We start from the raw sequence: 22,835 nt of genomic DNA on the forward strand, positions 1-22,835 counted from the left end.
ATGCTAGCTACCGCCCGGTGTGATGCCGACTGCCCCCGACGCGCGCAGCGAATGAACGTCCCACAGCCAGACGTCCTCGACCCGCGTCGGCGTGAATCCGAGCAGCTGGGTCACGGTCTCCCGCAACACTTCGCCGTTCTTCGTCGCGGGCAGCACCAAGACGTCGGCTTGCCAGAACCGCAGATCGTCCAGCGCACGGGTACGCACGCCCGCGTCGATCGGCGGTACGACTCCAGTGTCCTGGGCCTGTACCAGCAGAGCGGTGGTCGGACGGGCCTCGGGACCGTAGATGCCTTTCTTGCTGGTACCGGTAGGGCCGACGAAGTAGCCGCCCGCCAGCGGGAAGGTGAAACCCGCGTCGGCCTGCCAACGTAGCGCCCGTGCGTCGGGTGGCCGGGGCGGCGGCACCAGGACCACCGATCCGTCGCCGACGTAACGGCGGACGGCGCCGTCGGCGAAGAAGTCCGGTGTCGGCGGTCGCTCGACCACCGGCAGGATGGTCGGGATCAGCGGCAGCAGCGCACCGGTGAGCGCCGCGAACCAGGCCAGCGGCTTCCAGTCCACCGCCGATTGCGTCCATGTCCCCACCGCGCGGTCGCTGGCCAGCGCGAGCACCACCGCGATGGCCGGGATCGCGGCCATGCTCATCCTGCTCTCCAGCACGGTGTTCAGCAGCGGAACATGTTCGGCCCAGCGCCACGGCAGATCGATGCCGGTCGGCTGTTTACCGATCGTGGCGACCGCCCCCAGCGACAGCAGGCCGAAGACCGCGATCACCACGCCCGCGGCCCGCACCACGCGGTCGCGCCACAGCATTCCCACCGTGAACACGACCGACAGCAGCAGCGGCCAGCCGAAGTACGCGTTCTGCTCGGTCGGATTGATCGCCACGTTCGCGCCGGGCGCGAACACGCCGCCCAGCGATTCGGACGGGAACTGCACCAGCGCTTCGAGGTCGTTGCCCATCGGGCCGTGGTCGATCGATCGATAGCTCTGCGGGCCGAAGAATTGCCACCACAGCGGAATCTCGGCGAGTGCCAACGTGATCACCGCGGCCAGCGCGAAAGTCGGGGCGACCACTCGCGTCACGCGCAGCGCGGTGCGCGGAGCATGCGCGTAATACACGATCCCGAACAGGCCGAACGCGAGGGCGAAGATCAACAGCGGTTCCTCGCCGAGCGCGATCTGCGTCGCGACCAGAAGTCCGAGAACGGCGGCATCCCGTACCCGCCCGCCCGGCCGCTCCCGTTCCGCCGCGGCCGCTCGCCGCGCCATCCGGATCAGCAGGCCCGCGATGATCGGAAGCAACAGCAGCAAGACGAAATTCGGGTGGGCGTTGGCGTGCGAGATCATTCCGGGCGCGAATCCGCAGAACAGTCCGCCGATCACCGCCGCGACCCGGGACCGGACGAGCTCGCGGACGAACAGGCGATACCACGCGAACGCTGTTCCGGCCAGACCGAGGGTGAGCACGAGTACGAACGTGACGGTCGGCCCGAAAAGCAAGGTGACCGGTGTCAGCGGCACGCCGACACCGAACATGGCCGTGTTGGCCATCATGTTCACCCCGGCCGGGAAATTCTGCAGATCGGTACCGAGCGGGTTGTGCAGGGCGGCCACCGAGTGCGCGGTGACGGCGAAGAACCACTCCCACATCGTCTGGTCCTGACCGCTCTTGATCAGGTATCCGTTGTCGGTATCGCGCCACTGGCCCGACAGCACCGTCGCGGCCAGCGCCAGGTAACCGGCGCATACGAGCAGATCGGCGAGCGGAAGTCGGGACAGCCGCCGGGTACGCGCGGGAGTGGTGAGCACTCCGGTCGCCGTCGCCTCTTTCGTCGCGATCGCGACCGTCGCCGATTCCGCCGGTAGGTCGGTCTCGGCGTCTTGTGCCTGTGTCACCTGCGCATCACTCCTCGCCAGCGCCCTCCGTTGCAACCACGCTGTGCGTGGACCGCCAAACGAGAGGGGTATCCACTGCGCGCGAGTTCAACCGCCGCGATTTCAGCGGTGGACGGTGACCAGCGTGAACGGTCCGATGTCGGTGGTGGTGAAACGCGGGTCGGCGAACAGTTCCTTGGGGAAGCTCACCGAATAGCGCGCCACGTTCGGGTCGTTCGGGTAGACGTCCTTGGCCAGCCGCAGTGTGTAGGTGTCGCCGCTGCGCCGGAACAGGAACGCGTCCGGTGCGCGCCACGGGCTCGCCGCGAGCGCGTCGATCAATTCCTGCGGCGTCTTCAGCTTGCTCCAGCTCTCGATGGTCGCCGCCCGGCCCGCGAAGTCGGCGAGCGGGTTGGCGTAGTGGGAGGTGAGCGCCTGGAAGCCGAAGTAGGGATAGAAGGACAGGAAGCTGGTGTCGGCGGTGAGTACCACCGTGTCCGAGCGTGGCCGCCCGGTCTGCGCGGTGAGCGCCGCATCCACTTCGTCATAGAAAGACACGGCCGACACAGGCCGTTTGTCGGCTCGCCTTCCGTCTCCGTCGGTGTCTGTGTAGGCAGTCGTGATCTCCGGAGTCAGCACGTGCGGGATGTCTTGGGCGAACGCCAACGCGCCGATCGTCGCGACGACGATCGCCACCAGCCGGAACCGGGCGGGCTCGTTCAACGCCTGGTAGATCGCCCGCGCGCCCTCCACGAACCCGAACGCGCCCGCGACCGACAGCAGCACCAACAGCACCGGCTCCAGACGGAACGACAGCAACGTGGTGCCCGCCGCGGTCGCGGCCATGGACAGCAGCGCCCACAGGTAGATCGCCGCCACCCCGATGCCCAGCGCCTGCGCCCGTCGCGACGACGCGCCGCGCAGCACCAGCCAGATGATGCCGACCAGGCACAACGCCCCGAGCAGGGAGAACTGGAACATCGGCAACGGCAGTTCCGCTCCCGCTTCGGGCAGATAGTGCTGGGCGGTCCCGGAGCTCGCCGTCGCGCTGCGCAGCGCCTTCGCCAGGTACGGCGCCCACACGACGAGCGCGAACAGCCCGGCGATCACCGCGATCACCACGAGCCGCACCAGCGGCGGCGCCACCGCGCGCCACGCGGGACGGGTCGGCCCGGTCGCCGCGCGTGCGCGGCGCGGACGGTCGGCGCGCCGCGCACGCACCGCGAGGAAGGCCGCCACCAGACCCATCAGGGCCACCGCGAAGGCCGCCACGAGGAAGTATAGGGTGTAGAACGTGGCCGCCCAGCCGAGGAACAGCCCCGTGCCGACGACCGCGCCCCAGCCACCGGCCGTGCGATGCTCCTCCGTCACGCCCTCCAGCGGGCGATACAGCGCCCCCCAGGCGAGCACCAGCGCGGGCGGCAGCAGCAGCACGATGACGGCGCTGTAGGCCTCGGGGGCGGCGTAGGCCAGGGTGACCGCCGTGCTCGCCGCCGCGACGCCCACCGCCCAGTCCGCGCGGATCAGCTTCGACCACAACACCAGCGCGACCACCGCGGCCACGGCGAGGAACGTGATCGCGTACGGCTTGAATACTTCCCAGCCGTCCATCCCGAGCAGATTCGCCACCCGCCCGCCGATCCAGAACCAGCCCGCGGGGTAGAACGACGGTAGATCCGCGTACGTCATGTCGCGCAGCGCGGCGGAATCGGTGAGCCGGGTGAGGAACTCGGTGCGGAACTCCTGATCCACCGAGACGCCGAACAGGTACAGCTTCGTCGCCGCCAGCGGCATGCCGACCGTGAACGTGACGAACGTCGAAAGACCCACCCAGGACAGCAGTTTCGCTATCCGGGGCCACTTGCGCAGCCGCAGCAGCGCGATCGCGACCGCGAGCACGACCGCAGCGCCGACCTGCCCGACCGTGGTCAGCGCCCGCGTCACGTTGGAGGAGTTGAACGCGGGCCACTGCACCAGCGAGAACGCGACGAGCCCGACGACGGCCACCACGGCGGCGACCACCGCCGCGAGCGCGGCCTCGCCGACGCCGACCGCGATCTGACGTGCCACGAGTGACCCGCGCCCCGGCGCGGGGGCCGGATCGACGGGACGCGGCGGCGCTTCGTCCGCCGCGGTCACCGTGCTCAACGGACCGCTCCGCGCTCGTCGCACTGGATTACTCGCATGGCGCCTCCGGGTTCACAGGGTCACTCCGTCAGACGATAGGTGCCCGCGCGATCACTGATCACGCGGGCACCATGTCCGAGTTCGGTCGCCGATCAGATCGGCAGTCTGCGGAAGATCGAGCGCGGGATGTGCCGCAGCACCATCATCACGTAGCGGAAGGTTCCCGGCGCCCAGACCAGTTCCTTCCCCCGCTGCGATGCCGCGACCGCCAGCGCCGCGACGTCTTCCTTGTCGACGGTGAGCGGAGCCTCTTTGACATGCGCGGAGAACTGGGTCCGCACCATGCCGGGCCGGATCACCAGTACACGCGGGCCGTGCGGCCGCAGCGCTTCGCCGAGCCCGAGGTAGAAGCCGTCCAGACCGGCCTTGGTCGATCCGTAGACGAAGTTCGAGCGGCGCACCCGTTCGCCGGCGACGGAGGACATCGCGATGATCCGGCCGAAGCCCTGCGCCTTCATCTTCTCGCCGACCAGCACGCCGACGGAGACCGCGGCGGTGTAGTTGATCTGGGCGACTCGCACGGCCTTGGCCTGGTTCTGCCACAGCTCTTCGGGATCGCCGTCGAGGGCGAAGGCGACGATCGCGACGTCCACGTCGCCCGCGTCCCAGGCGGCGTCGATCACCTTGGCGTGCCCATCGGTGTCGAGCGCGTCGAAGTCGATGACCTCGACCTGGCTCGCGCCCGCGGCCTTCATCTGGGCGACCGCGCCCTCGCGCAGCGGATCACCGGGCAGCGCCGCAAGGGTGATGCGCGCGGGCCCCTTCTTCAGGTACTCCGCGCAGATTGCCAAGCCGATCTCCGACGTGCCACCCAGCAGCAGAATCGACTGCGGGTTACCAACGGCATTGATCACTGCAGCTCCAGCCTTCTCGCCATATCGGACATGAAAACGCCTGTGGGGTCGACGCTACGGCGGACCTTGATCCACTCGTCGATCCGGGGATACATCTTGTGGAAGGTCTCGGCGGTGGTCCGCGAATCCTTCGCGGTGTACAGCCGCCCGCCGAACTCCAGCACGCGCCGGTCCAGCTCGCCGACCAGCTCGTTGAGACCGGGCTTGATCGGGAAGTCGACGCAGATGTTCCAGCCCGGCATCGGGAAGCTCAGCGGGGCCTGGTTGCCCGGGCCGAACAGCTTGAACACGTTCAGCGCCGAGTAGTGCCCGGAGGCCTGGATGTCGACAATGATCCGCTTGAACTCCTCGACCGCCTCGGTCGGCACCACGAACTGGTACTGGAGGAAGCCGTTGGAGCCGTAGCCGCGGTTCCACTCCGCGATCATGTCCAGCGGGTGGTAGAACTGCGTCAGGTTCTGCACCTTGCCGGTGTAGTTGCCGCCCATCCGGTAGTAGGCCTCGCCGATGGACATCAGCGTCAGCTTGTTCATCGTCCAGTTCGGGAAGATGTCCGGGACGGTCATCAGCTGCGGCGCGTCGAACTTCAGCGGCTTGCTGCGCAGCCGCTTGGGCAGCTCGTCGAGCTTCGCCAGCCTGCCCCGGGTGATGGTGGCCCGGCCCAGCTTGGGCAGCGGGCTGATCACGTCGAACCAGGCGCTCGAGTAGGTGTAGTCGGCCTCGCTGCCGTCGCTGTGCGCGGCGATGGTCTCGTCGAGGGTCGTGGTCTTCACGCCGTCGTTGAGGAAGTAGGCCGTCTCCGTCGGCACCATCTCGATGGTGGCGCGCAGGATGATGCCGGTGAGCCCGTTGCCGCCGACGGTCGCCCAGAACAGCTTGGCGTTGCGCTTCGGCGTGATGTGCTGCACCTGCCCGTCGGCGGTGAGCAGATCGATCGAGCGCACGTGATTGCCGAAGCTGCCCTCGCTGTGGTGGTTCTTGCCGTGGATGTCGGAGGCGATCGCGCCGCCGATGGTCACCTGGCGGGTGCCGGGGAGCACCGGGACCCAGAGGCCGAACGGCAGCGCGGCCTTCATGAGCTGGTCCAGGCTGACGCCGCCGTCCACGTCCACGATGCGGGTGTCGCGGTCGATCCGGTGGATGTTGTTCAGCGCGGTCATGTCGACGACCAGACCGCCGGCGTTCTGCGCGTGGTCGCCGTAGGAGCGGCCGAGGCCGCGCGCGATCACGCCGCGCCGCAGGTGGGCGGGCTTGCCGTCGTTGTCCTCGGCGACCATGGCGACTGCCTTGGCGATCAGTTCGGGATCGCTGGTCGAGAGCACTTCGGAGGAGGTGGGTGCGGTGCGACCCCACCCGGTCAACGTGCGGGTGCGCGTCGGAAGAGTGAACGCGGTGCCCGCGGCCGGGCCGTCGTTCGCGACGCCGGCGCCTTTGTCGTTCCCGGTTGTCTTGGTGGCGGTCGGAGCTTTCGTGGACATCGGCATAGAGGCTACAGGTATGACGGCAGATGGGGACGCGGTCGCTCTACCCATGGGTAGTGACGAACACGTCGGTTTAGAACCGAAATGAGTGCCCAACCCGGTCCGGCGCTACGCTCGTCGGCGTGCAAGCCGAACCCCAACTGCCGCTTCCGGCCGAGTTGCCCCTGGTCGACGAGCCCGGCGGCACCGAGGTCGACCTCAAGACGCAGATCATCCGGTTCACCCTCACCGGCGGGTTCTCGGCCGTCGTCGACTACGGGCTCTACAGCCTGCTGCTGAACCTGGTCGGTCTCCCGGTCGGCGTCGCCAAGTCGATCAGCTTCGTGGCGGGCACCACAACGGCTTACCTGATCAACCGCCGCTGGACCTTCCAGGCTCCGCCCAGCCGCATCCGCTTCCTCGCGGTGGTCGTTCTCTACGCGGTGACCTTCGCGGTGCAGGTCGGCATCAACAACCTGCTGTACTTCTCGCTGGCCGACGAGTGGTGGCGCCAGCCGCTTGCCTTCGTCGTCGCCCAGGGCACCGCGACCGTCATCAACTTCATCGTCCAACGCTTGGTGATCTTCAAGCTCCGCTGAGTTATCCGCTCGTCGCGGCGTGGTCGGCCAGGAAGGCGCCGACCAGACGATTCACTTCGTCGGGGACCTCCGCGGCCGCGAGGTGTGCGGCTCCGTCGAGGACCACGAGCCGCGAGCCGGGGATGGCGTCGGCCATGACCTCGAGCTCGGGCACGGGGAAGGTGCGGTCCTCGCGACCTCCGATGACCAGCGTGGGGCAGGTGATCGAGGAGAAGAGGCGCCGCTGGTCCGGGCGGTCGGTCACCACGGATCGGACGGCGTGCACGAGCGACGCCGGATCATTGCGGCGGGCGACGTCGAGAACCTGTCGGACGACCTGCGGGCGCGTGCGTTCGGTCGTCGGACCGAGAAATGCCCGGACCACCGATCCGGTGAGCGGCGGGCGAATCCCGCCGAGTATCCGGACCGCCATCAGCAGCATCCGGTACTGCGCCCGCTGGGCGAGCGGGGCCGATGACGCCGTGCCGTTCATCAGGATCGCGGATTCGACGCGGTCAGGGAAACCGGCGGCGAAGGTGCCGCCGATCATGGCGCCCCAGGAGTTCCCGAGGAAATGGGTCTTCGGTAGTTCCAGCTGATCGAGGATGTCGGCGACGCACGCCGCGCACTCGTCGAAGGTGAAGGGTCGTTCGAGGCGGCTGGACCGCCCGTGCCCGGGCGGGTCGACCGCGATGGTCAGGAAATCCCGGGCCAAATGGTTCACTTGGGCGTCCCAGAGGGCAGCGTCCATGAGAAGGCTCGGCCACATCACGATCGGATCGCCGCTGCCGGTCAGGACGACATGCAGCAGCCCCAGCCGAGTCGGTAGATGAATATGCCTGCGGTCCATGACTGTGCTCATTCCTTGCAGTGAGCGGGCGGCCGATCTGCGTCGCATGTTCCCGCACACGGTGAAACGCCGGTGTCCTGGTCTGTGATCTGTACGATCGGGACTCACGTTAAGCGTGGACCGCTGCGCGCTCGACCTGATCCGTGCACGGGTCTGACGGAAACGCGCACGTCGGTCTGGGAGGTTGCTGGTGTCGGTCGCCGAGCCGTATTTCGTGGGGCGGGTCGATACCGGCGCGGTCCTGCCCCGGGAGTCGGCCGACCTCTGGGCCGAGCACGTCGGTCGTAATCAGGGCACCTTGCAGTGCCGTTTCGCCAGTCCGTCGTCGTTCCGAGGAGCGATGGCCGTGCAGCGATACGCGGGCTATCAGCTGATCGACTTCTGGTCGGACAGCATCGTCTATTCCAGATCCCGTGCGGATATCCGGCGTGACGGCGATGAGGGTCTGAGGGTGATGATCGCGACCGACGGAGAAGTGCGGCTCCGACAGGACGACGCCACCGCCCAGGTGTTGCCGGGGTACGGCGCGGTCGTCACCAAGACGCGTCCCGTCGACTTCGGCCAGCCCCTCGCTGCGCGCGGGTGGGTGATGAACGTCCCCGCGGGCGCTCTGCCGCTCGAAGTCGGCGCGGGACCTGCGCTGATCGACCTGCGCGAGGGCTTGGGCGCGGTCGTCTCAGGCCTGATCAGCGAACTCGGAGAGCAGCGTGCGACTGTCGACGGTCCCGAGTTCGCCGCCGCTTGCGACACGATCATCGATCTGCTCCGCCTCTGCCTGCTCCGCCGCGCCGCGATGCCGACCGTGCTGGCCACGGTGGACACCGCGGTTCGTGACCACGTGCTCCGGCACGCCGACGATCCCGATCTGACTCCGATCGAGATCGCACGAAGCCTCGGTTGGTCACTGCGCCAGGTCCAACTGGCCTTGCATCACACCGGCACGACACCGAGCGAGCTGATCCGCGGCGCGCGGCTCGACCGCGCCCACCGCCGCCTGCGCGAATCTTCCTCCGACCGCACGGTCGCCGAAATCGCCTACGCCAGCGGCTTCCGCTCCCTCAGCGCCTTCGGCTCCGCGTTCAAGGCACGATTCGGGGTCACCCCGCAGGACGTACGACCTCGTTGACGGCGTCCGGGCGCTTCTCGGATCCGCGGAGCGGTGGCCCAAGCCTCGCCCCGAATTGATCAGTCGAGAGAGGTTCGAGTCGAGGAATCGCGCTCAGCCGGTCAGAACGAGCAGTCGGTGGGACGGCCTGCCCAGCCGCCCTTCAGGAATTTGATGACGGCGCAGAACAGATCCTCCGACCAGGAACCCACCGGGGTCACGGCCGAGATCGTGGCGACGGGTGTGGAGACAGGTGCGGCGACAGGTTCCGCGGCGGCCGAGCCCACCGGAACGACGAGTCCTGCGATCACGGCGGTGACGACGACAAGCTTCTTCATCAGGTGGCCTCTTCCGTGGTTGTGGATGGCGGCTCGTAGTGCCGCACAACCGACTGATCGGCAGCAATTACCCCGACGTTACGAAGTATGTTGAGCACCAAGCAATTAGACCTCGCTGTCGGCCAGGCACACGGCTGTGGCATTGCCCGAGAGAGGTCTCGATGATGTGCCGCTCGCGGGCAGGCTGATTGATTGGCAGTGCCAACGATGTATGGTGGCTGTTGTGGAGGAGACACCCGCGCGCCTGGCCGCGAAGCCGAGTTGGCTGGTCACCCAGTTGGCCGTGCACGCCCACCGGTTGGCGTCCGACAGCTTCGGCGAGGTGGGTGCGCGTGGGTACCACTACCGCATTCTGGCCGCGCTGGACGAGTTCGGGGCGGCGAGCCAGGCCGAGCTCGGGCGCCGGTGCAACATGGACCGCAGCGACGTGGTGGCGGCGATCAACGAACTGGCCGGCCAGGGTTTCGTCGAGCGGACGCCGGACCCGGACGACCGAAGGCGCAATATCGTGACCCTCACCGAGGCGGGCAAGGGGCAACTGCGGCGCATGGATCAAGCGCTCGAGAAGGTGCAAGACGACCTGCTCGGACCGCTATCGGCCGAGGACAGAAACGATCTGACCCGCCTGCTCACCCGCCTGCTCGCGCACCATCAGCGGGGTTGACGGGCCTGGTCCACCGCTGGCGGCGCCCGGCAAACCTCGCCGCAGCCGGTGATCCGCCGCGCCACGCCCTTCAGGAGCCGCTGATCGTCGTGTCGGCCAGCTCGCGTTTCTCCGCCTTCGCCCCGAAGTAGTCGCCGCCTTTGGCGCGAATGTTGTCGGTGCCCCACTCGCGTTGTTCGCGCGGGGCGGGGATCAGGTGTGGGATGTGCTTGCGGCAGTGGATGTATGCCTCTTGCACATCGACCACCACCCACTGCTCCGCGGCGCGGCCTTTGTGGTTGACGGGCAGGTCGGGCACGGTGGTGCGAAGTGCCGGGTCGGAGACGATGCGGGCCGAGCCGTTGATGTGCAGTCCGATGAGGTCGCGCACGAAATCGATGAGCAGAATCCCGACGTGCGGATTCTCCAGGATATTGCCGAGACTCGCCATGACGCCGTTGCCGCGGTATTCCGGATAGGCGATCGTGCGGTCGTCTATCACATGGAGGAAACCGGGCAGTCCGGCGCGGAAACTCGAGTCGCATTCGCCGTGTTCGTCGGCTGTGGCGATGAACGCCATATCCATCCGGCCGATGAAATCTATCATCGTCGGATTGAGCCGGTCGAGCACCTGATCATCGTAGAAGCGCTGTGCTCGATCTGCTGTTCCGTACCGTTCTTGCAGCTCACGCTCTCCGTCGCTGCCACTGTGTCCACCGGGCATCGCAGCCCCCTCCGGTCGCCGGAATGCGGGTTACACCAGGCTCGACGTTGAACCGCGGTCGTCTCGAGATCGCGTCCATTTTAGATGAGATCCACGCGGCAAAACGTCGAAATCCCCGTCGAGAATGCCCCTGATTCGGCTGCGGCGCAAGTATTTCCGACGGTTAGCTAAAAGCCGACCGGCCGGAATAATATCCGGCCGGTCGGGATTTGCGGGATCGGTTGGAGAGATGTCAGGCCGGAGTCAGTGTCACCGGAACGCCGTTGAACACGGCGTTGCCGGAGGGCGCGTCGACCACCGAATCATCGGTGAGCACATTGGCATTGACGCCCGCGTGCGTGCGGGCCACGGTCTGCGCGCTGTCGGCGTGGCCCCACCCGTGCGGCAGGCTGACCACCCCGGGCATGATGGCCTCGGTCGGCTCCAGCGGGACCGTCAGCGTTCCGGCGGCCGATTTCACCACCGCCTCGTCCCCCAGCCCCAGTCGCTCCACATCGGCCGGATTGATATGCAACGTGCACCGATTCGATCCGCTCACCAGCGTCGAGATGTTGTGCATCCAGCTGTTGTTCGACCGCAGCTGCCGCCGTCCGATCAGCACGATCTCCGGCGCGGCGTCGGCCAGGCGCGCCCGCATCCGTGCCACGTCGTCCAGCAGCGGCTGCGGGGCCAGGTCCACCCGCCCGCTCGCCGTACGCAGCGCGCCCGGCAGGCGCGGCTGCAACGGACCCAGGTCGATACCGTGCGGGTTGTCCAAGAGCACTCGCAGATTGAGTGTGCCGCCGTTCCATTCGCCGTACGGCCCGAGGCGCAGCATCAGGTCGATGCGCTGCTCGGTGCTGTTCTCGCCGATCAGGTCGCCGCGCCGTTCGGGGAAACCGGCCTTGTGCAGCATCCCCGCGATGACGAGTTCGTCCACGGCGGTGAGCGGATCGATCCCGTCGGAGCCGTCGTGCGGCCTGCCGGTCAGCGCGGCGGCGAGGCGAGCCAGGACGGCGGGTTCGGAAGGCCGGTCACCCAGCGGCACCAGCGGGCGCGAGTAGCGCGTGTAGTTGCGCACGGCGAATTGCAGCAGCGCGAAGTCGTAGTGCGGGGATTGCGTCGGACGCGGGGGAGGCAAGATCACATCCGCGTGCCTGGTGGTCTCGTTCACGTACCGGTCCACGCTCACCATGAACTCGAGCTGGGCGAAGGCCTCGTCCAGACGCGCGCCGCTCGGCGCGGACAGCACCGGATTGCCCGCGACCGTCACCAGGGCACGGATCTGCCCTTCGCCCGGCGTGGTGATCTCGTCGGCGAGCGTCGCGACGGGCAGCTCGCCCATCGCCTCGGGCAGCCGGCGGACTCGACTGGTCCAGCGCCCGGCGCGGAACGGCTTGGTGCGGGGGATGCCGCCGGCCGCGGCGGTGGCGAACATCGCGCCGCCGGGGGAGTCGAGGTTGCCGGTGAGCGCGTTGATCGCGTCGACGAGCCACTGCGTGATGGTGCCGAATTCGGCGGTGCACGTGCCGATACGGGCGTACACCGCGGCGGTCGGCGCCGCCGCGAGCTCACGGGCGAGCCGCACGACCGTGGACGCCGGTACGCCGGTGCGGGCCGCGACCGTCTCCGGGTCGAACGTGGCGGCGGCCGTGCGCAATTCGTCCAGGCCGGTCACCTCGACGCGCAGATCGGTCAATCGCTCGGCGAAGAGCGTGTGCACGATGCCGAACAGCAGGTACGCATCGCTGCCCGGCCGGATGAACAGGTGCTCGTCGGCGAGTTTCGCGGTGCGGGTGACCCGCGGATCGACCACCACGAAGCGGCCGCCTCTGCCACGCAGCGCCTTCAGCCTGCCCGGGAAATCCGGTGCGGTGCACAGCGAACCGTTCGATTCCAGCGGATTGGCCCCCAGCATCAGCAGGTAATCGGTGCGGTCGAGGTCGGGCACCGGCACGGTGAGCGGATCGCCGAACATCAGCCCACTGGCCACCTGCTTGGGCATTTGATCGGCGGTGCTGGCGGAGTAGATGTTCTTGGTGCCCAGCGCGCGTAGCAACGCCGGTACGTACAGCGTGCCCGCCACGGTGTGCGCGTTGGGATTGCCCAAGTAGGCCGCTGCCGACTGGGTTCCGTGCTCGGCCACGACGGCGGGGAACCGCTCGGCGATGTAATCGAAGGCTTCGTCCCAGGTCACGGTGCGCCAGGCACCGGTAGCGCGGTCACGAATCAGCGGGTCGGTCACCCGGTCCGGGTCCTCGTCGAGATGACCGAAGCTGGCTCCCTTCGGGCAGATGAAGCCTTTGCTGAAGGGATCACTGCGGTCGCCGCGGACCGAGGTCACGTGGTCGTCGGGATCCAGGGTGATTTCCAGGCCGCAGACCGCCTCACAGAGCGGGCAGGTCCGCAGCAGATTGCGCGATTGCGTGATCGGGGCCATACCCCATCTTCGCGTTCGACAGTGGAACTGAAAAGAGAACGCTTGATATCGGCGACGCCGAACGACCGGTACCCGGCAGCGCTCCGGGGTGGGGATCCGGAGCGCCGGGACGGATACCGGTCGCAAACAGGCCGGGTAGCGCGGGCCCGGCCCGCGATCAGCAGGTGAACTCGCTCAGGGGTGCGTTGCTCAGCAGGCGATGGTCAGCTTGGCGCGGCGCGACGTGGTGGCGGCGCGCACGGCCGCGGCGATCGCGACGACCGGCGGAACCCAGCGGGCCTCGCCGGGCGCGACGCCCCAGCAAGCCGAACCGGCCGAGAGGTGGGTGGGCGGCAGCGGGATGCCCGCGCCGTCGGTGTACGCGGTCGCTCCGGCCTCGCGCAGCGCCTCGAGCGCCATCGCCGCCTTGCGGACGCCCGTGACCAGGTGAATCTCGCGACGCTCCGTGCCCGGGATCTCGATAACCGCACCCGACAGGTTGTTCGCCCGCAGGAAGCGGCGGACCTCGCCGGCCAGCTCGCCGGTGACCTCGATGCCGGACAGGTCGTCGTCGGTGATCAGGCTCAGACCGTTGGCCGTTTCGGCGACCGTCCACCCGCGCTGGTTGTAGTCCTGCGCAGCGGCGGTCAGCTCGGCCGCCGTGACGGAAGTCGGAAACGTGGTGCGCACTGTCTTCTCCATTCCCCGGTAGATCTCTGGGTCCTGCATTCATGGGTCGTATCGGCGGGGGACGCCGTGGGCGTTACGGGTTCTCCGAAAGAATTTCCAGAGTGTCGCCTACGTCTCATTTCCGGAAGGTTCGTCCGGGTATCGCCGGGCATCCCGAGGTGGCTCGCCATGCTTGCCACGCAGCTACTTTCGGCCGTGGACCTGGCCACTCGCTGCGCCGGAGCTGTGAGATCGCTGTGGGGTGGGCGTGATGGGTGTTGCGGGTGCGAAAACATACCGGGGGCGTGTGTTTCCGGCTGGATCCCCCCGCCTCGGACAGGGAGGATTCTCGGCATGAGCGTCAGGCTCGAAGGAGGACCCGGCATGAGTGACGAAGCCAACGGACCCGGCGCGCCCGCGGACGCCGACGAGTACGAGGCCGAATCGCGCTGGATCACGTGGAAAGAGTCGGCGGCCGAGCGGTTCTCCAGGTCCGCTCCCGGCGAAGAGCAGCCCGCCGAGCCGTTCCGCAGCCCGCGCGCGTTCGCGCAGTGGAGCGCCGCGGCCGCGCGCGCCCTGCTCGACGTGCAGTTCCACCGCCCGGCCACCGGCACTCTCTTGCCGCTGGCCTACATCCTGGGACTGGTGTTCGCCTTCGCCGTGCCCATCACGTTGACGGTATCGGCGTGGCGGGTGTCCGCGGTGCTCGGCGTGCTCGCCGCGGTGCTGGGCGTGCCGCTCGGCCTGACCATCGCCGCCGCCGTGCGCCTGATGCTCGAGTTCCTGGTGAACGCCTCGCGTCTGGCGACCAGGGTGGAGCACATCAGCGAGTTGGCCGACGACCTGTTCCAGGCGTTGTCGGACGTGGCCGAGCCGGTCAACCAGCTGTCCGAAGACGTTCGGGCGGTGCAATTCTGGCGCTTCCGCAAGCGAAACCCGCGCAGGTAGGGACGAAATCGCGTCATGCGGAAGTAGTTTGACTCGCAGGGGCCACCGGCCTGGCTGGGACACGCGCCGTGACCGCTGCGAGCTTCACTGTGAACAATGCTGTTCGGATACCCGGCATCCACCTCGGGTGTCCGAGGGCGTGCCGCGTCGCAGACCGAGGATGGTTCACGGTGCGCGCGGTGCAGGGCGAACAGGGGGGAAGCATGGCTTTACCGCAGGGAACGACCGGATCGACCATGCCGCGGCGGCAGCTCGGCAGGCATTTGCGTGATCTGCGCAACCGGGCCGGGATGACCACGCGGGTGGCCGCGCAGCAGTTGGAGTGGTCGGAGGCGAAGATCTGGCGGATCGAGACCGGGCAGACCTCGCTGCGCGGACTCGATGTCGAGGCGATGTGCAAGGTCTACGGCGCGCCGCCCGACCTGCTCGAACCGCTGCGCGCGTTGGCGCGCGACACGAAGGCCAAGGGCTGGTGGACCACCTACGGCGACGTGATCGCGGAGGGCTTCGACGTCTATATCGGGCTGGAAGAGGCGGCCACCAGGCTGTCCACCTACGAGAACGAACTCCTACCCGGCCTGCTGCAAACCGAGGGCTACACTCGCGCGCTGTGCACGGCGGCGCACCCGGAGTTGGCCGCGTACGAGATCGACCGCCGGGTGCGCTTGCGCCAGGCCCGGCAGACCCTGGTCACCCGGGCCGACGCGCCGCTGCGGCTGGACGCGCTGATCGATGAGGCGGTGCTGCGACGGCGCATCGGCGGCCCGGCGGTGACCGCCGAGCAACTCGACCATCTGCTCCGCATGGCGCAGCTGCCGAACGTCCGGATCCGGCTGGTGCCCGCGGATTGCGGCTATCACGACGGCATGGCGTCGGGTCGTTTCGTGCTGTTGGAGTTCGCCGAGGCGGGTTCCGGCGAGCGGCCGGAACCGCCGGTGGTCTACCTGGAGACGTTCACCGGACCCGTCTACGTGGACAAGGAGCACGAGATCGCGCGCTTCCGAGCGGCGTTCGCGAGCATCGAGGCGGCGACGATCGACGCGCGTGAGCGCATCGAGGACGCACGGAAAGCGCTCTGAGTAAAACGCTTCAGGCCGCGCTGATCAGCACTTCGGCGGCCCCGGCAATTCCCAGGTGTCGCTCAATACCGCCCGGTGGGTGGGCAGGGCCCGGTCGTAGACCTCGCGGCCCTTCTCGGTGAGGCAGACGAACACGGCGCGGCGGTCTTCCGCACACATGGTGCGCTGAACGAGGCCGTCGCGCTCCAGCCGTGCCACGGCCCGCGACAGCGCGCTCTGGCTGAGGTAGATGTCGTTGGCGAGGTCGCTCATCCGGTAGTCGCCACAGTTCGCGTCGATCAGCCGGTCCAGCGTCTCGAATTCGCTGAGCCCGATGTTATGACCGTTCTGGAGCGCTTTCTCGAGCGCACAACTCACCGCCGCGTGTCGGTCGAGCAGCTCGCGCCACTCTCCAACCAGCCCGGCCGGCGCGGGAGCGCGCCGGGCTGTGCTCACGGTGGTCGGCTTCGACATGGCCCCATCTTAGTGGGCACGGCATGTCCATGCAACCGCATTAAATGTGTTGGCATTTAATGCGTGCGCATGTAATGTTCCCCGCATGACTTCACCAGCAACGCTCTCGGCCGCTCAGGCGACCGATCCGACCAGATGGTCAGCCCGGCTCTGGGGCATGCTGATCACGCTGTGCATCGTGTTGTTCCTCGACGGTCTCGACGTCTCGATGATCGGCGTCGCGCTGCCGTCCATCGGCACGGAACTCGATCTGTCCACCTCGACCCTGCAATGGCTGGTCAGCGGTTACGTCCTCGGGTACGGCGGTCTGCTGCTGCTCGGCGGCCGCACCGCCGACCTGCTCGGGCGGCGCAAGGTCTTCCTGATCGCGCTCGCCGTCTTCGCGGTCGCCTCGCTGGCAGGCGGTCTGGTCAGCTCCGGTCCGCTGCTGATCCTCACCCGCTTCGTCAAGGGCCTCGCCGCCGCGTTCACCGCACCGACCGGCCTTTCGATCATCACCACCAACTTCGCTGAGGGCCCCGCCCGCAACAAGGCGCTGTCCATCTACACGGTGTTCGGCGCGGGCGGCTACTCCATGGGCCTGCTGTTCGGCGGTCTGATGACGGGCGTCGGCTGGCGCTGGACGTTCCTGCTCCCGGTGCCGATCGCGCTCGCCGCGCTGGCCGCGGCCTACGTGCTGGTGCCCAAGGACAAGCCGGCCGAGGAAGGCGGACACGACCTGTTCGGGGCGCTGCTGTCCACCGCCGCCATGCTGCTGCTGGTCTACACCGTGGTCGCCGCGCCGGAAGCCGGGTGGGCGTCCGCGCGCACCATCGGTTCGTTCGTCGCGGTCGCCGCGCTGTTCGCCGGATTCGTCGCGGTGGAGAAGCGGGTGCGCTACCCGCTGGTGCGCCTCGGGATCCTGCGCAAGTCCTCGCTGGTCCGGGCCAGTCTCGCGATCGTGGCGGTGGCGGGCTCCTACTTCAGCTGGCAGTTCATCGTGACCCTGTACATGCAGGACACTCTCGGTTGGTCTCCGCTGAAGCTGGCCATGGCGCTGCTGCCGGTCGGTCTGCTGGTCGTGCTGTCGGCCTTCTTCTCCGACCGACTCGTCGATCGTTTCGGCACCGGGCCGGTGATCGCGGTGACCATGACCGTGATGGCCGTCGGTTACCTGCTGTTCCTGCGGTTGGACACCGCACCCTCCTACCTGACCATGCTGCTGCCCGCGGTGCTGCTCATCGGCATCGGGTGGGTCGGCTTCCCCGCCATCAACATCCAGGCCACCAACGGCATCGATGACGAGGAGCAGGGTCTCGCCGCAGGCGTGCTGCAGACGTCCATGCAGGTCGGCGCGGCCATCGTGCTCGCGGTGACCACGGCGATCATCGCCTCCGGCGCACACGCCGACATCTCGGCCGCCGGGATGCTCGACACCTACCGTCCCGGTCTGGAGTTCGCCGCGGGCGTGTCCATCGTCGGCGCGCTGGTCGCCCTGCTGGCCTTCGTGCCGCGATTCCGCGGCCGGGAGCAGGCGGCGGACGAGGTGAAGGAACTGGAACTCGTCGCCTGACTGCCGTGCCGCCGAGCGCTGTCACCCGTATCGGGTGGCGGCGCTCGGCGCTATGCGGCCTCGCTGAGCCCGGACTTCCGGACTGCCTTCGCGCCGCTCGGCTCGGCGCGGACCGCGTCTGCTGCGCGTCTCACCACGCTCGGCTCGGCGCGGGCGATATCCTCATGCCGCTCATGAGAACGGCGGGGCCGCGGTGTCTTTCGCGGAGCGGACGAAAGTGAGTTCCCGGCCGTCGCGCCCCACCCGCGGCCACTCGATGCCGAGCGCGGGATCGAACGCGTCGATATCGTGGTCGAACTCCGGCTGATACTCCAGGGAGCACAGATACGTGACCGTCGAGCCGTCCTCCAGCGAGAGGATCGCGTGGCCGAGCCCTTCGGACAGGAACACCGAGCGCCGGTCGACGTCGTCGAGCAGCACGCTGTCCCAGCGGCCATAGGTCGGCGAGCCGGGGCGCAGGTCGACGACCACGTCGAGGAAGGCGCCGCGCACGCAGGTCACGTACTTGGCCTGTCCGGGCGGGTCCTCGGTGTAGTGGATCCCGCGCAGCACCCCCGCGGCCGACACCGAGCAGTTGACCTGTCGCAGGTCGAACGGCCGCCCGGTCACCTTCTCGAACTCCGAGGCTTTGAACCCCTCGAGGAACATGCCGCGACTGTCGCCGTGCTGGCGCGGCGTGATCACCCACGCGCCCGGCACCGCGAGTTCCCGGAACTCCATGCTCACCAGTCCCGTCCGCGTTCGAGCAGATCGAGCAGGTAGCGGCCGTAGCCGGAGCGGACCAGCGGCTCGGCCAGCGCGCACAACCGCTCGTCATCGATGAAGCCCATCCGCCAGGCCACCTCCTCGGGGACGCCGATCTTGAGGCCCTGCCGTTCCTCGATGGTGCGTACGTAATTGGCGGCGTCGAGCAGGGAATCGAAGGTACCCGTGTCCAGCCAGGCGGTACCGCGGGCGAGCACGTCCACGCTCAGACGATCCTGTTCCAGGTAGGCGCGATTGATGTCGGTGATCTCGTACTCGCCACGGGCGGACGGACGCAGCGACCGGGCGATCTCCACCACGTCGTTGTCGTAGAAGTACAGCCCTGGAATGGCGTAGTTCGACCGCGGCGTCTTGGGCTTCTCCTCGATGGACACCGCGCGTCCCTCGGTGAACTCCACCACGCCGTAGGCGGTCGGGTCGGACACCCAGTAGGCGAACACCGCGCCGCCGTCGATTCCGTGGAAGCGATTGAGGCTGGTGCCGAGGCCGGGGCCGTGAAAGATGTTGTCGCCGAGCACCAGTGCGGCGCAATCGCCGCCGATGTGGTCGGCGCCGAGGACGAAGGCCCTGGCCAGGCCGTCCGGCTCCGGCTGGACCACGTAGCTCAGGGACAGCCCGAACTGCGTGCCGTCGCCCAGCAGCCGCCGGAACGCCGCCGCGTCCTCGGGCGTGGTGATCACCAAGATGTCCCTGATCCCCGCGAGCATCAGCGTGGAAAGGGGGTAGTAGACCATGGGTTTGTCGTAGACCGGGACCAGCTGCTTGCTCACCCCGCGCGTGATCGGGTGCAACCGGGAGCCGGTGCCGCCCGCCAGAATGATTCCGCGCATGCCTTGGAGTCTGCCAGTTTCGCGGCTCCGGGATTCGGTGAGGTTCCGAGTAGTCCTCGATTCGGTTACGGGCGTTCCGCGGCGGCGGGCTTCGAGCGATTCTGTTGCGTAGGTCACGATGCGCATGGTGTTCTGAAAAGACGCTGTGTGAGATGTCAGCGCCGACAGCTCGCCTGGGCACGGTCCGGTCGTGATTCGGCGCGCCAGTTGTGAGGTAGGTGCGCGATGTCGACCAGAGACGGCGAGCCCGGTGCGGTGATGAATCCGAACGGCCCCAGCGCGCAATCGCGTCTGCTGCTGGCCACTTGCATGGGCGTGGTCCGCCCGGTGCTGCGAACCTTCCCGGTGACGAGGACGACCATCCCGGTCGGCGCGGCCACCGTCGACGGGCTGGCGCGGCTGCGTCCTCGACCGCAGGGGATCGATCGAGAGCAGGTGTCGCTGCACGGCATCCGCCTGGAGATCATCCGCCCGGCCGGTGCGTCGCGTGCGTTGCGCCACGGCGCGGTGCTGTACATGCACGGCGGTGGCTTCGCGATCTGCAGTACCCGTAGTCATCGCCCGGTCGCGGCGAGCCTGGCCCGGCGCACCGGCCTGCCCGTGATCAACGTCGAGTACCGCCAGTTGCCCCGGACGCGGATCAGCGATTCGGTGGGGGACTGCCTCGCGGCCTATCGCTGGCTGCTGCGCCATGGCGCGGATCCAGGGCGGATCATCTTCGCGGGTGATTCGGCGGGTGGATACCTCACCTTCGCGACCGCCCTGCTGGCACTGGAGTCGGGGCTGCCCGCACCGGCCGGGTTGGTCGGCTTGAGCGCGCTGCTCGACCTGGACTACGCGGCGAAGCGGGACTACGTGAACGTCGCGCGCGATCCGTATATCCCGCTGTCGGCGCTGGAAGCGGTGGTGCGCATCGGCGCGGAGGTCGACGGGACGCTGGATCCGAGCCTGTCGCCGGTCAACGCGGTGCTGTCCGCGCTTCCGCCCGTGCTGCTGGTCGCGGCCGAGGACGAGGTGCTGCGCTTCGATTCCGAACTGATGGCGCAGCGGCTCACCGCGGCGGGCGTGCCGAACGCCTTGGAGTTGTGGCGCGGCCAGGTCCACGCCTTCATGAGCATCGCGCCGAATCTGCCGGAGAGCAGGGCGGCGCTGGCGCGGGTCGCGCGGTTCGTGCGGGCCAGGATCGAAGGGGACCAGCGGGCTCGGACGGCGTAACCGGTCGGGCCCTGCCCAGGCGAGCCCCGCCCCGCATCAGACGGGACGGGGCTCGCGCCTGTGCGGGGGTGGTGCGCTGCTCCGGGCGAAATTATTTCCGAATCGAAGTTATCTGTCCTTGATAGCCGAGGTCACGACGTCGCAATCTTGGCGCTTCACTTTTTGTTCAGGATTAGTTAACTTTCGTTCGCGGCGGCGATGAATGAAGCCCCATCCGCGTGGACAGCGCGGAGGGGGCTTCGATTCGTTTTCAGTTGTCCGTACGGTCGCGGATTACTTCGGGGCGACGAACGGCTGGTTGATGGTGGTGAAGTACTGGATCGCAGCACCGATGGCGACCGGGGCGGTGATCAGCAGCTGGCCCGCGAGGGTGCCCAGCGCGCCGACGGCGATGATGCCGCCGAGGCAGCCGATGGCCGCGGCCGGGATGAACGCGCCGAACAGGCCGACGATGGCCGCCGAGGCGACGGTCGCGCCGGCGATGCCGCCGAGCACGCAGCCGACGGCGCCGCCGCCGATGCCGCCGACCAGGGTGCCGATGGTCGCGCCGGTCGAGATGGTGTCCTTCATGCGGTTGAAGGCGGCCTGCTCACGGTCGTACTCGGACTTCCAGGGCGCCTTGTCCTCGAACGGCAGGGCGACGGGCTTGTAGGTCGCGTGCGCCATGTCGAACTGCGGGGTCAGGGTGGCGGTGTGGTCCGCGATCTCGGCAGCGATCGGGAACTCGAAGTCATCCACCCGGAAGGTCATCGGCATGCCGGTCAGCACGTTGCCGTTGGCCGCCTTGACCTTGAAAACGCCATCCTCGACGACCATGGAACCGGCATCGGTCGTGATGATGGACTGGGTGTCGGTCGCGTGAGCGGTGAAGTTCACCGCGTCATCGGCCTCGGCGGCCGGAGCCGCGTTCACGGTGCCGGCGGTGACGCCGAGGGCGGCGATCAGCAGTGCCGACGTCGCGGCGAATTTCCTCATCAGCATTTTGTTTGGAACCTCGATTGAAGCGTTCGGAGGGGACTAGACGAGCAAAATCTAGACCAGCTAACGCGTGGTGAACCCCTTGTGACTGTTTATTCAAATTTTGTTCACCATCGAGACCCATGGCTTGGTGGGGTCGCGGAAATAGGGGCGCTGACCGGGCTTTTCCGTGCAATATCAATCTGAGGGTTCCAATCGATGGGAAGTCAATGAGACGAATATCACAGATCGAAAACCTGGGAGTTCGGTTTGGCCGCACGGGGTTTCGAGTCCGTCGCCGGTGCGGCGGGCCCCCACGTACAGTCATGGGGTGCGATTGCTCGTCACCGGTGGCGCCGGATTCATCGGCGCGAACTTCGTCCAGCAGACCGTGTCCGCCCACCCGGATACGGCCGTCACCGTCCTCGACGCCCTGACCTATGCCGGGAACCGAGCCTCGCTCGACCCGGTGGCCGATCGCATCGAGTTCGTGCACGGCGACATCGCCGATCTCGACCTGGTCGACGAACTGGTCAGCGGCGTGGACGCGGTGGTGCACTTCGCCGCGGAGTCGCACAACGACAACTCCCTCGCCGAGCCGTGGCCGTTCGTGCAGACCAATATCGTCGGCACCTATTCCCTCCTGCAGGCCGTGCGCAGTCACGACGTGCGCTACCACCACGTGTCGACCGACGAGGTCTACGGCGACCTCGCCCCGGACGATCCGGCCTTCACCGAGACCACCCCCTACAACCCGTCCAGCCCGTACTCGGCCACCAAGGCCTCGAGCGATCTGCTGGTGCGCGCGTGGACCCGCTCGTTCGGCGTACGCGCCACGATCTCCAACTGCAGTAACAATTACGGGCCCTACCAGCACGTGGAGAAATTCATCCCACGCCAGATCACCAATCTGATCGATGGGCTCCGTCCCCGGCTCTACGGGGCGGGACACCAGGTACGCGACTGGATCCATGTCGACGACCACAATCGCGCCGTGTGGGAGATCCTGCGCCGGGGCCGGATCGGGCAGACCTACCTGATCGGCGCCGACGGCGAACTCGACAACAAGTCCGTGGTGCAGATGATCCTCGCGGAGTTCGGCCGCGACCCCGACGATTTCGACCACGTGACCGACCGGCCCGGCCACGACCAGCGCTACGCGATCGACGCGACGTTGCTGCGTTCCGAACTCGATTGGCGCCCCCGTTACGCGGACTTCCGCGCCGGACTGGCCGCGACGATTCAGTGGTACCGGGACAACGAGAACTGGTGGCGCCCGTACAAGGCCGCCACCGAGCACGCCTACCTCGCCGCGGGCGAGCGGACTCTCAGCGCGGCGGGCGACTGAA

General features: G+C 68.0%; 21 protein-coding genes. 8 read left to right on the forward strand and 13 right to left on the reverse strand.

The window, feature by feature from the left end:
- Window positions 1-3: 3 nt before the first annotated feature.
- From AB0L97_RS23250 to AB0L97_RS23265, 4 genes are all read right to left on the reverse strand, one after another.
- Window positions 4-1,902, reverse strand: coding sequence for a glycosyl transferase (locus AB0L97_RS23250; protein ID WP_364432924.1), 1,899 nt, complete (start codon window positions 1,900-1,902; stop codon window positions 4-6).
- 102 nt (window positions 1,903-2,004) lie between these two features.
- Window positions 2,005-3,951, reverse strand: a complete 1,947-nt coding sequence (locus tag AB0L97_RS23255) for a galactan 5-O-arabinofuranosyltransferase (protein ID WP_364433003.1) — start codon at window positions 3,949-3,951, stop codon at window positions 2,005-2,007.
- Window positions 3,952-4,160: 209 nt separating this feature from the next.
- The gene (locus tag AB0L97_RS23260; protein ID WP_355073111.1) at window positions 4,161-4,922 is read right to left on the reverse strand and encodes a decaprenylphospho-beta-D-erythro-pentofuranosid-2-ulose 2-reductase; all 762 of its coding nucleotides are present in this window, start codon (window positions 4,920-4,922) and stop codon (window positions 4,161-4,163) included.
- Window positions 4,919-6,406 carry an FAD-binding oxidoreductase gene (locus AB0L97_RS23265; RefSeq protein WP_355073109.1) on the reverse strand — a complete coding sequence of 496 codons (1,488 nt, stop codon included), beginning with the start codon at window positions 6,404-6,406 and terminating at the stop codon, window positions 4,919-4,921. The genes AB0L97_RS23260 and AB0L97_RS23265 overlap by 4 nt, the downstream gene beginning before the upstream one ends.
- Window positions 6,407-6,525: 119 nt before the next feature.
- Here AB0L97_RS23265 and AB0L97_RS23270 point away from each other — a divergent pair, with 119 nt between their 5' ends.
- Window positions 6,526-6,981 carry a GtrA family protein gene (locus AB0L97_RS23270; protein WP_355073107.1) on the forward strand — a complete coding sequence of 152 codons (456 nt, stop codon included), beginning with the start codon at window positions 6,526-6,528 and terminating at the stop codon, window positions 6,979-6,981.
- Between the two features lies 1 nt (window position 6,982).
- On the opposite strand, the gene AB0L97_RS23275 is transcribed toward AB0L97_RS23270, so the two are convergent.
- On the reverse strand, window positions 6,983-7,822 hold the full coding sequence (locus AB0L97_RS23275; protein WP_355073105.1) for an alpha/beta fold hydrolase: 840 nt from the start codon (window positions 7,820-7,822) through the stop codon (window positions 6,983-6,985).
- A 178-nt stretch (window positions 7,823-8,000) separates the two neighbouring features.
- Between AB0L97_RS23275 and AB0L97_RS23280 the strand changes: the two genes are divergently transcribed.
- A complete protein-coding gene (locus AB0L97_RS23280; protein WP_364432931.1) occupies window positions 8,001-8,936 on the forward strand; it encodes an AraC family transcriptional regulator in 936 nt (311 codons plus the stop codon).
- A gap of 101 nt (window positions 8,937-9,037) precedes the next feature.
- Here the strand turns inward: AB0L97_RS23280 and AB0L97_RS23285 are convergent, their stop codons facing one another.
- Window positions 9,038-9,253: a hypothetical protein gene (locus tag AB0L97_RS23285; protein ID WP_355073102.1), complete on the reverse strand. Its 216-nt coding sequence runs from the start codon at window positions 9,251-9,253 to the stop codon at window positions 9,038-9,040.
- 223 nt (window positions 9,254-9,476) lie between these two features.
- Here AB0L97_RS23285 and AB0L97_RS23290 point away from each other — a divergent pair, with 223 nt between their 5' ends.
- Window positions 9,477-9,917, forward strand: a complete 441-nt coding sequence (locus AB0L97_RS23290; protein WP_355073100.1) for a MarR family transcriptional regulator — start codon at window positions 9,477-9,479, stop codon at window positions 9,915-9,917.
- 70 nt (window positions 9,918-9,987) lie between these two features.
- Here the strand turns inward: AB0L97_RS23290 and AB0L97_RS23295 are convergent, their stop codons facing one another.
- The 3 genes from AB0L97_RS23295 to AB0L97_RS23305 form a co-directional block, all read right to left on the reverse strand.
- A complete protein-coding gene (locus AB0L97_RS23295; RefSeq protein ID WP_364432936.1) occupies window positions 9,988-10,620 on the reverse strand; it encodes a pyridoxamine 5'-phosphate oxidase family protein in 633 nt (210 codons plus the stop codon).
- Between the two features lie 232 nt (window positions 10,621-10,852).
- The gene (locus tag AB0L97_RS23300; protein ID WP_364432939.1) at window positions 10,853-13,039 is read right to left on the reverse strand and encodes a molybdopterin-dependent oxidoreductase; all 2,187 of its coding nucleotides are present in this window, start codon (window positions 13,037-13,039) and stop codon (window positions 10,853-10,855) included.
- Window positions 13,040-13,228: 189 nt separating this feature from the next.
- Window positions 13,229-13,747, reverse strand: coding sequence for a hypothetical protein (locus tag AB0L97_RS23305; RefSeq protein WP_364432942.1), 519 nt, complete (start codon window positions 13,745-13,747; stop codon window positions 13,229-13,231).
- Between the two features lie 324 nt (window positions 13,748-14,071).
- On the opposite strand from AB0L97_RS23305, the gene AB0L97_RS23310 reads away from it, so the two are divergent.
- Window positions 14,072-14,635: a DUF4282 domain-containing protein gene (locus AB0L97_RS23310; protein ID WP_364432945.1), complete on the forward strand. Its 564-nt coding sequence runs from the start codon at window positions 14,072-14,074 to the stop codon at window positions 14,633-14,635.
- A gap of 203 nt (window positions 14,636-14,838) precedes the next feature.
- On the forward strand, window positions 14,839-15,714 hold the full coding sequence (locus AB0L97_RS23315; RefSeq protein WP_364432948.1) for a helix-turn-helix transcriptional regulator: 876 nt from the start codon (window positions 14,839-14,841) through the stop codon (window positions 15,712-15,714).
- Between the two features lie 24 nt (window positions 15,715-15,738).
- Here AB0L97_RS23315 and AB0L97_RS23320 read toward each other — a convergent pair whose 3' ends face one another.
- On the reverse strand, window positions 15,739-16,167 hold the full coding sequence (locus AB0L97_RS23320) for a MarR family transcriptional regulator (RefSeq protein ID WP_356963355.1): 429 nt from the start codon (window positions 16,165-16,167) through the stop codon (window positions 15,739-15,741).
- Window positions 16,168-16,252: 85 nt separating this feature from the next.
- Between AB0L97_RS23320 and AB0L97_RS23325 the strand changes: the two genes are divergently transcribed.
- Complete coding sequence (locus AB0L97_RS23325) at window positions 16,253-17,719, forward strand: MFS transporter (RefSeq protein ID WP_355073086.1); 1,467 nt, start codon at window positions 16,253-16,255, stop codon at window positions 17,717-17,719.
- Between the two features lie 171 nt (window positions 17,720-17,890).
- Here AB0L97_RS23325 and rfbC read toward each other — a convergent pair whose 3' ends face one another.
- Both rfbC and rfbA read right to left on the reverse strand, forming a co-directional pair.
- A complete protein-coding gene (gene rfbC, locus AB0L97_RS23330; RefSeq protein WP_364433006.1) occupies window positions 17,891-18,439 on the reverse strand; it encodes a dTDP-4-dehydrorhamnose 3,5-epimerase in 549 nt (182 codons plus the stop codon).
- 2 nt (window positions 18,440-18,441) lie between these two features.
- The gene (gene rfbA / locus AB0L97_RS23335; protein ID WP_355073084.1) at window positions 18,442-19,314 is read right to left on the reverse strand and encodes a glucose-1-phosphate thymidylyltransferase RfbA; all 873 of its coding nucleotides are present in this window, start codon (window positions 19,312-19,314) and stop codon (window positions 18,442-18,444) included.
- Window positions 19,315-19,539: 225 nt separating this feature from the next.
- Here rfbA and AB0L97_RS23340 point away from each other — a divergent pair, with 225 nt between their 5' ends.
- Window positions 19,540-20,529 (forward strand): alpha/beta hydrolase, encoded by a 990-nt coding sequence (locus AB0L97_RS23340; RefSeq protein WP_355073082.1) that lies wholly within the window; start codon window positions 19,540-19,542, stop codon window positions 20,527-20,529.
- A 273-nt stretch (window positions 20,530-20,802) separates the two neighbouring features.
- Here the strand turns inward: AB0L97_RS23340 and AB0L97_RS23345 are convergent, their stop codons facing one another.
- Window positions 20,803-21,510: a hypothetical protein gene (locus tag AB0L97_RS23345; RefSeq protein ID WP_355073080.1), complete on the reverse strand. Its 708-nt coding sequence runs from the start codon at window positions 21,508-21,510 to the stop codon at window positions 20,803-20,805.
- 307 nt (window positions 21,511-21,817) lie between these two features.
- Here AB0L97_RS23345 and rfbB point away from each other — a divergent pair, with 307 nt between their 5' ends.
- On the forward strand, window positions 21,818-22,834 hold the full coding sequence (rfbB, locus tag AB0L97_RS23350; protein WP_364432955.1) for a dTDP-glucose 4,6-dehydratase: 1,017 nt from the start codon (window positions 21,818-21,820) through the stop codon (window positions 22,832-22,834).
- Window position 22,835: the final 1 nt, after the last annotated feature.

Origin of the sequence: Nocardia sp. NPDC051911 (assembly GCF_040681035.1) — a bacterium.
Lineage (GTDB): Bacteria > Actinomycetota > Actinomycetes > Mycobacteriales > Mycobacteriaceae > Nocardia > Nocardia sichangensis.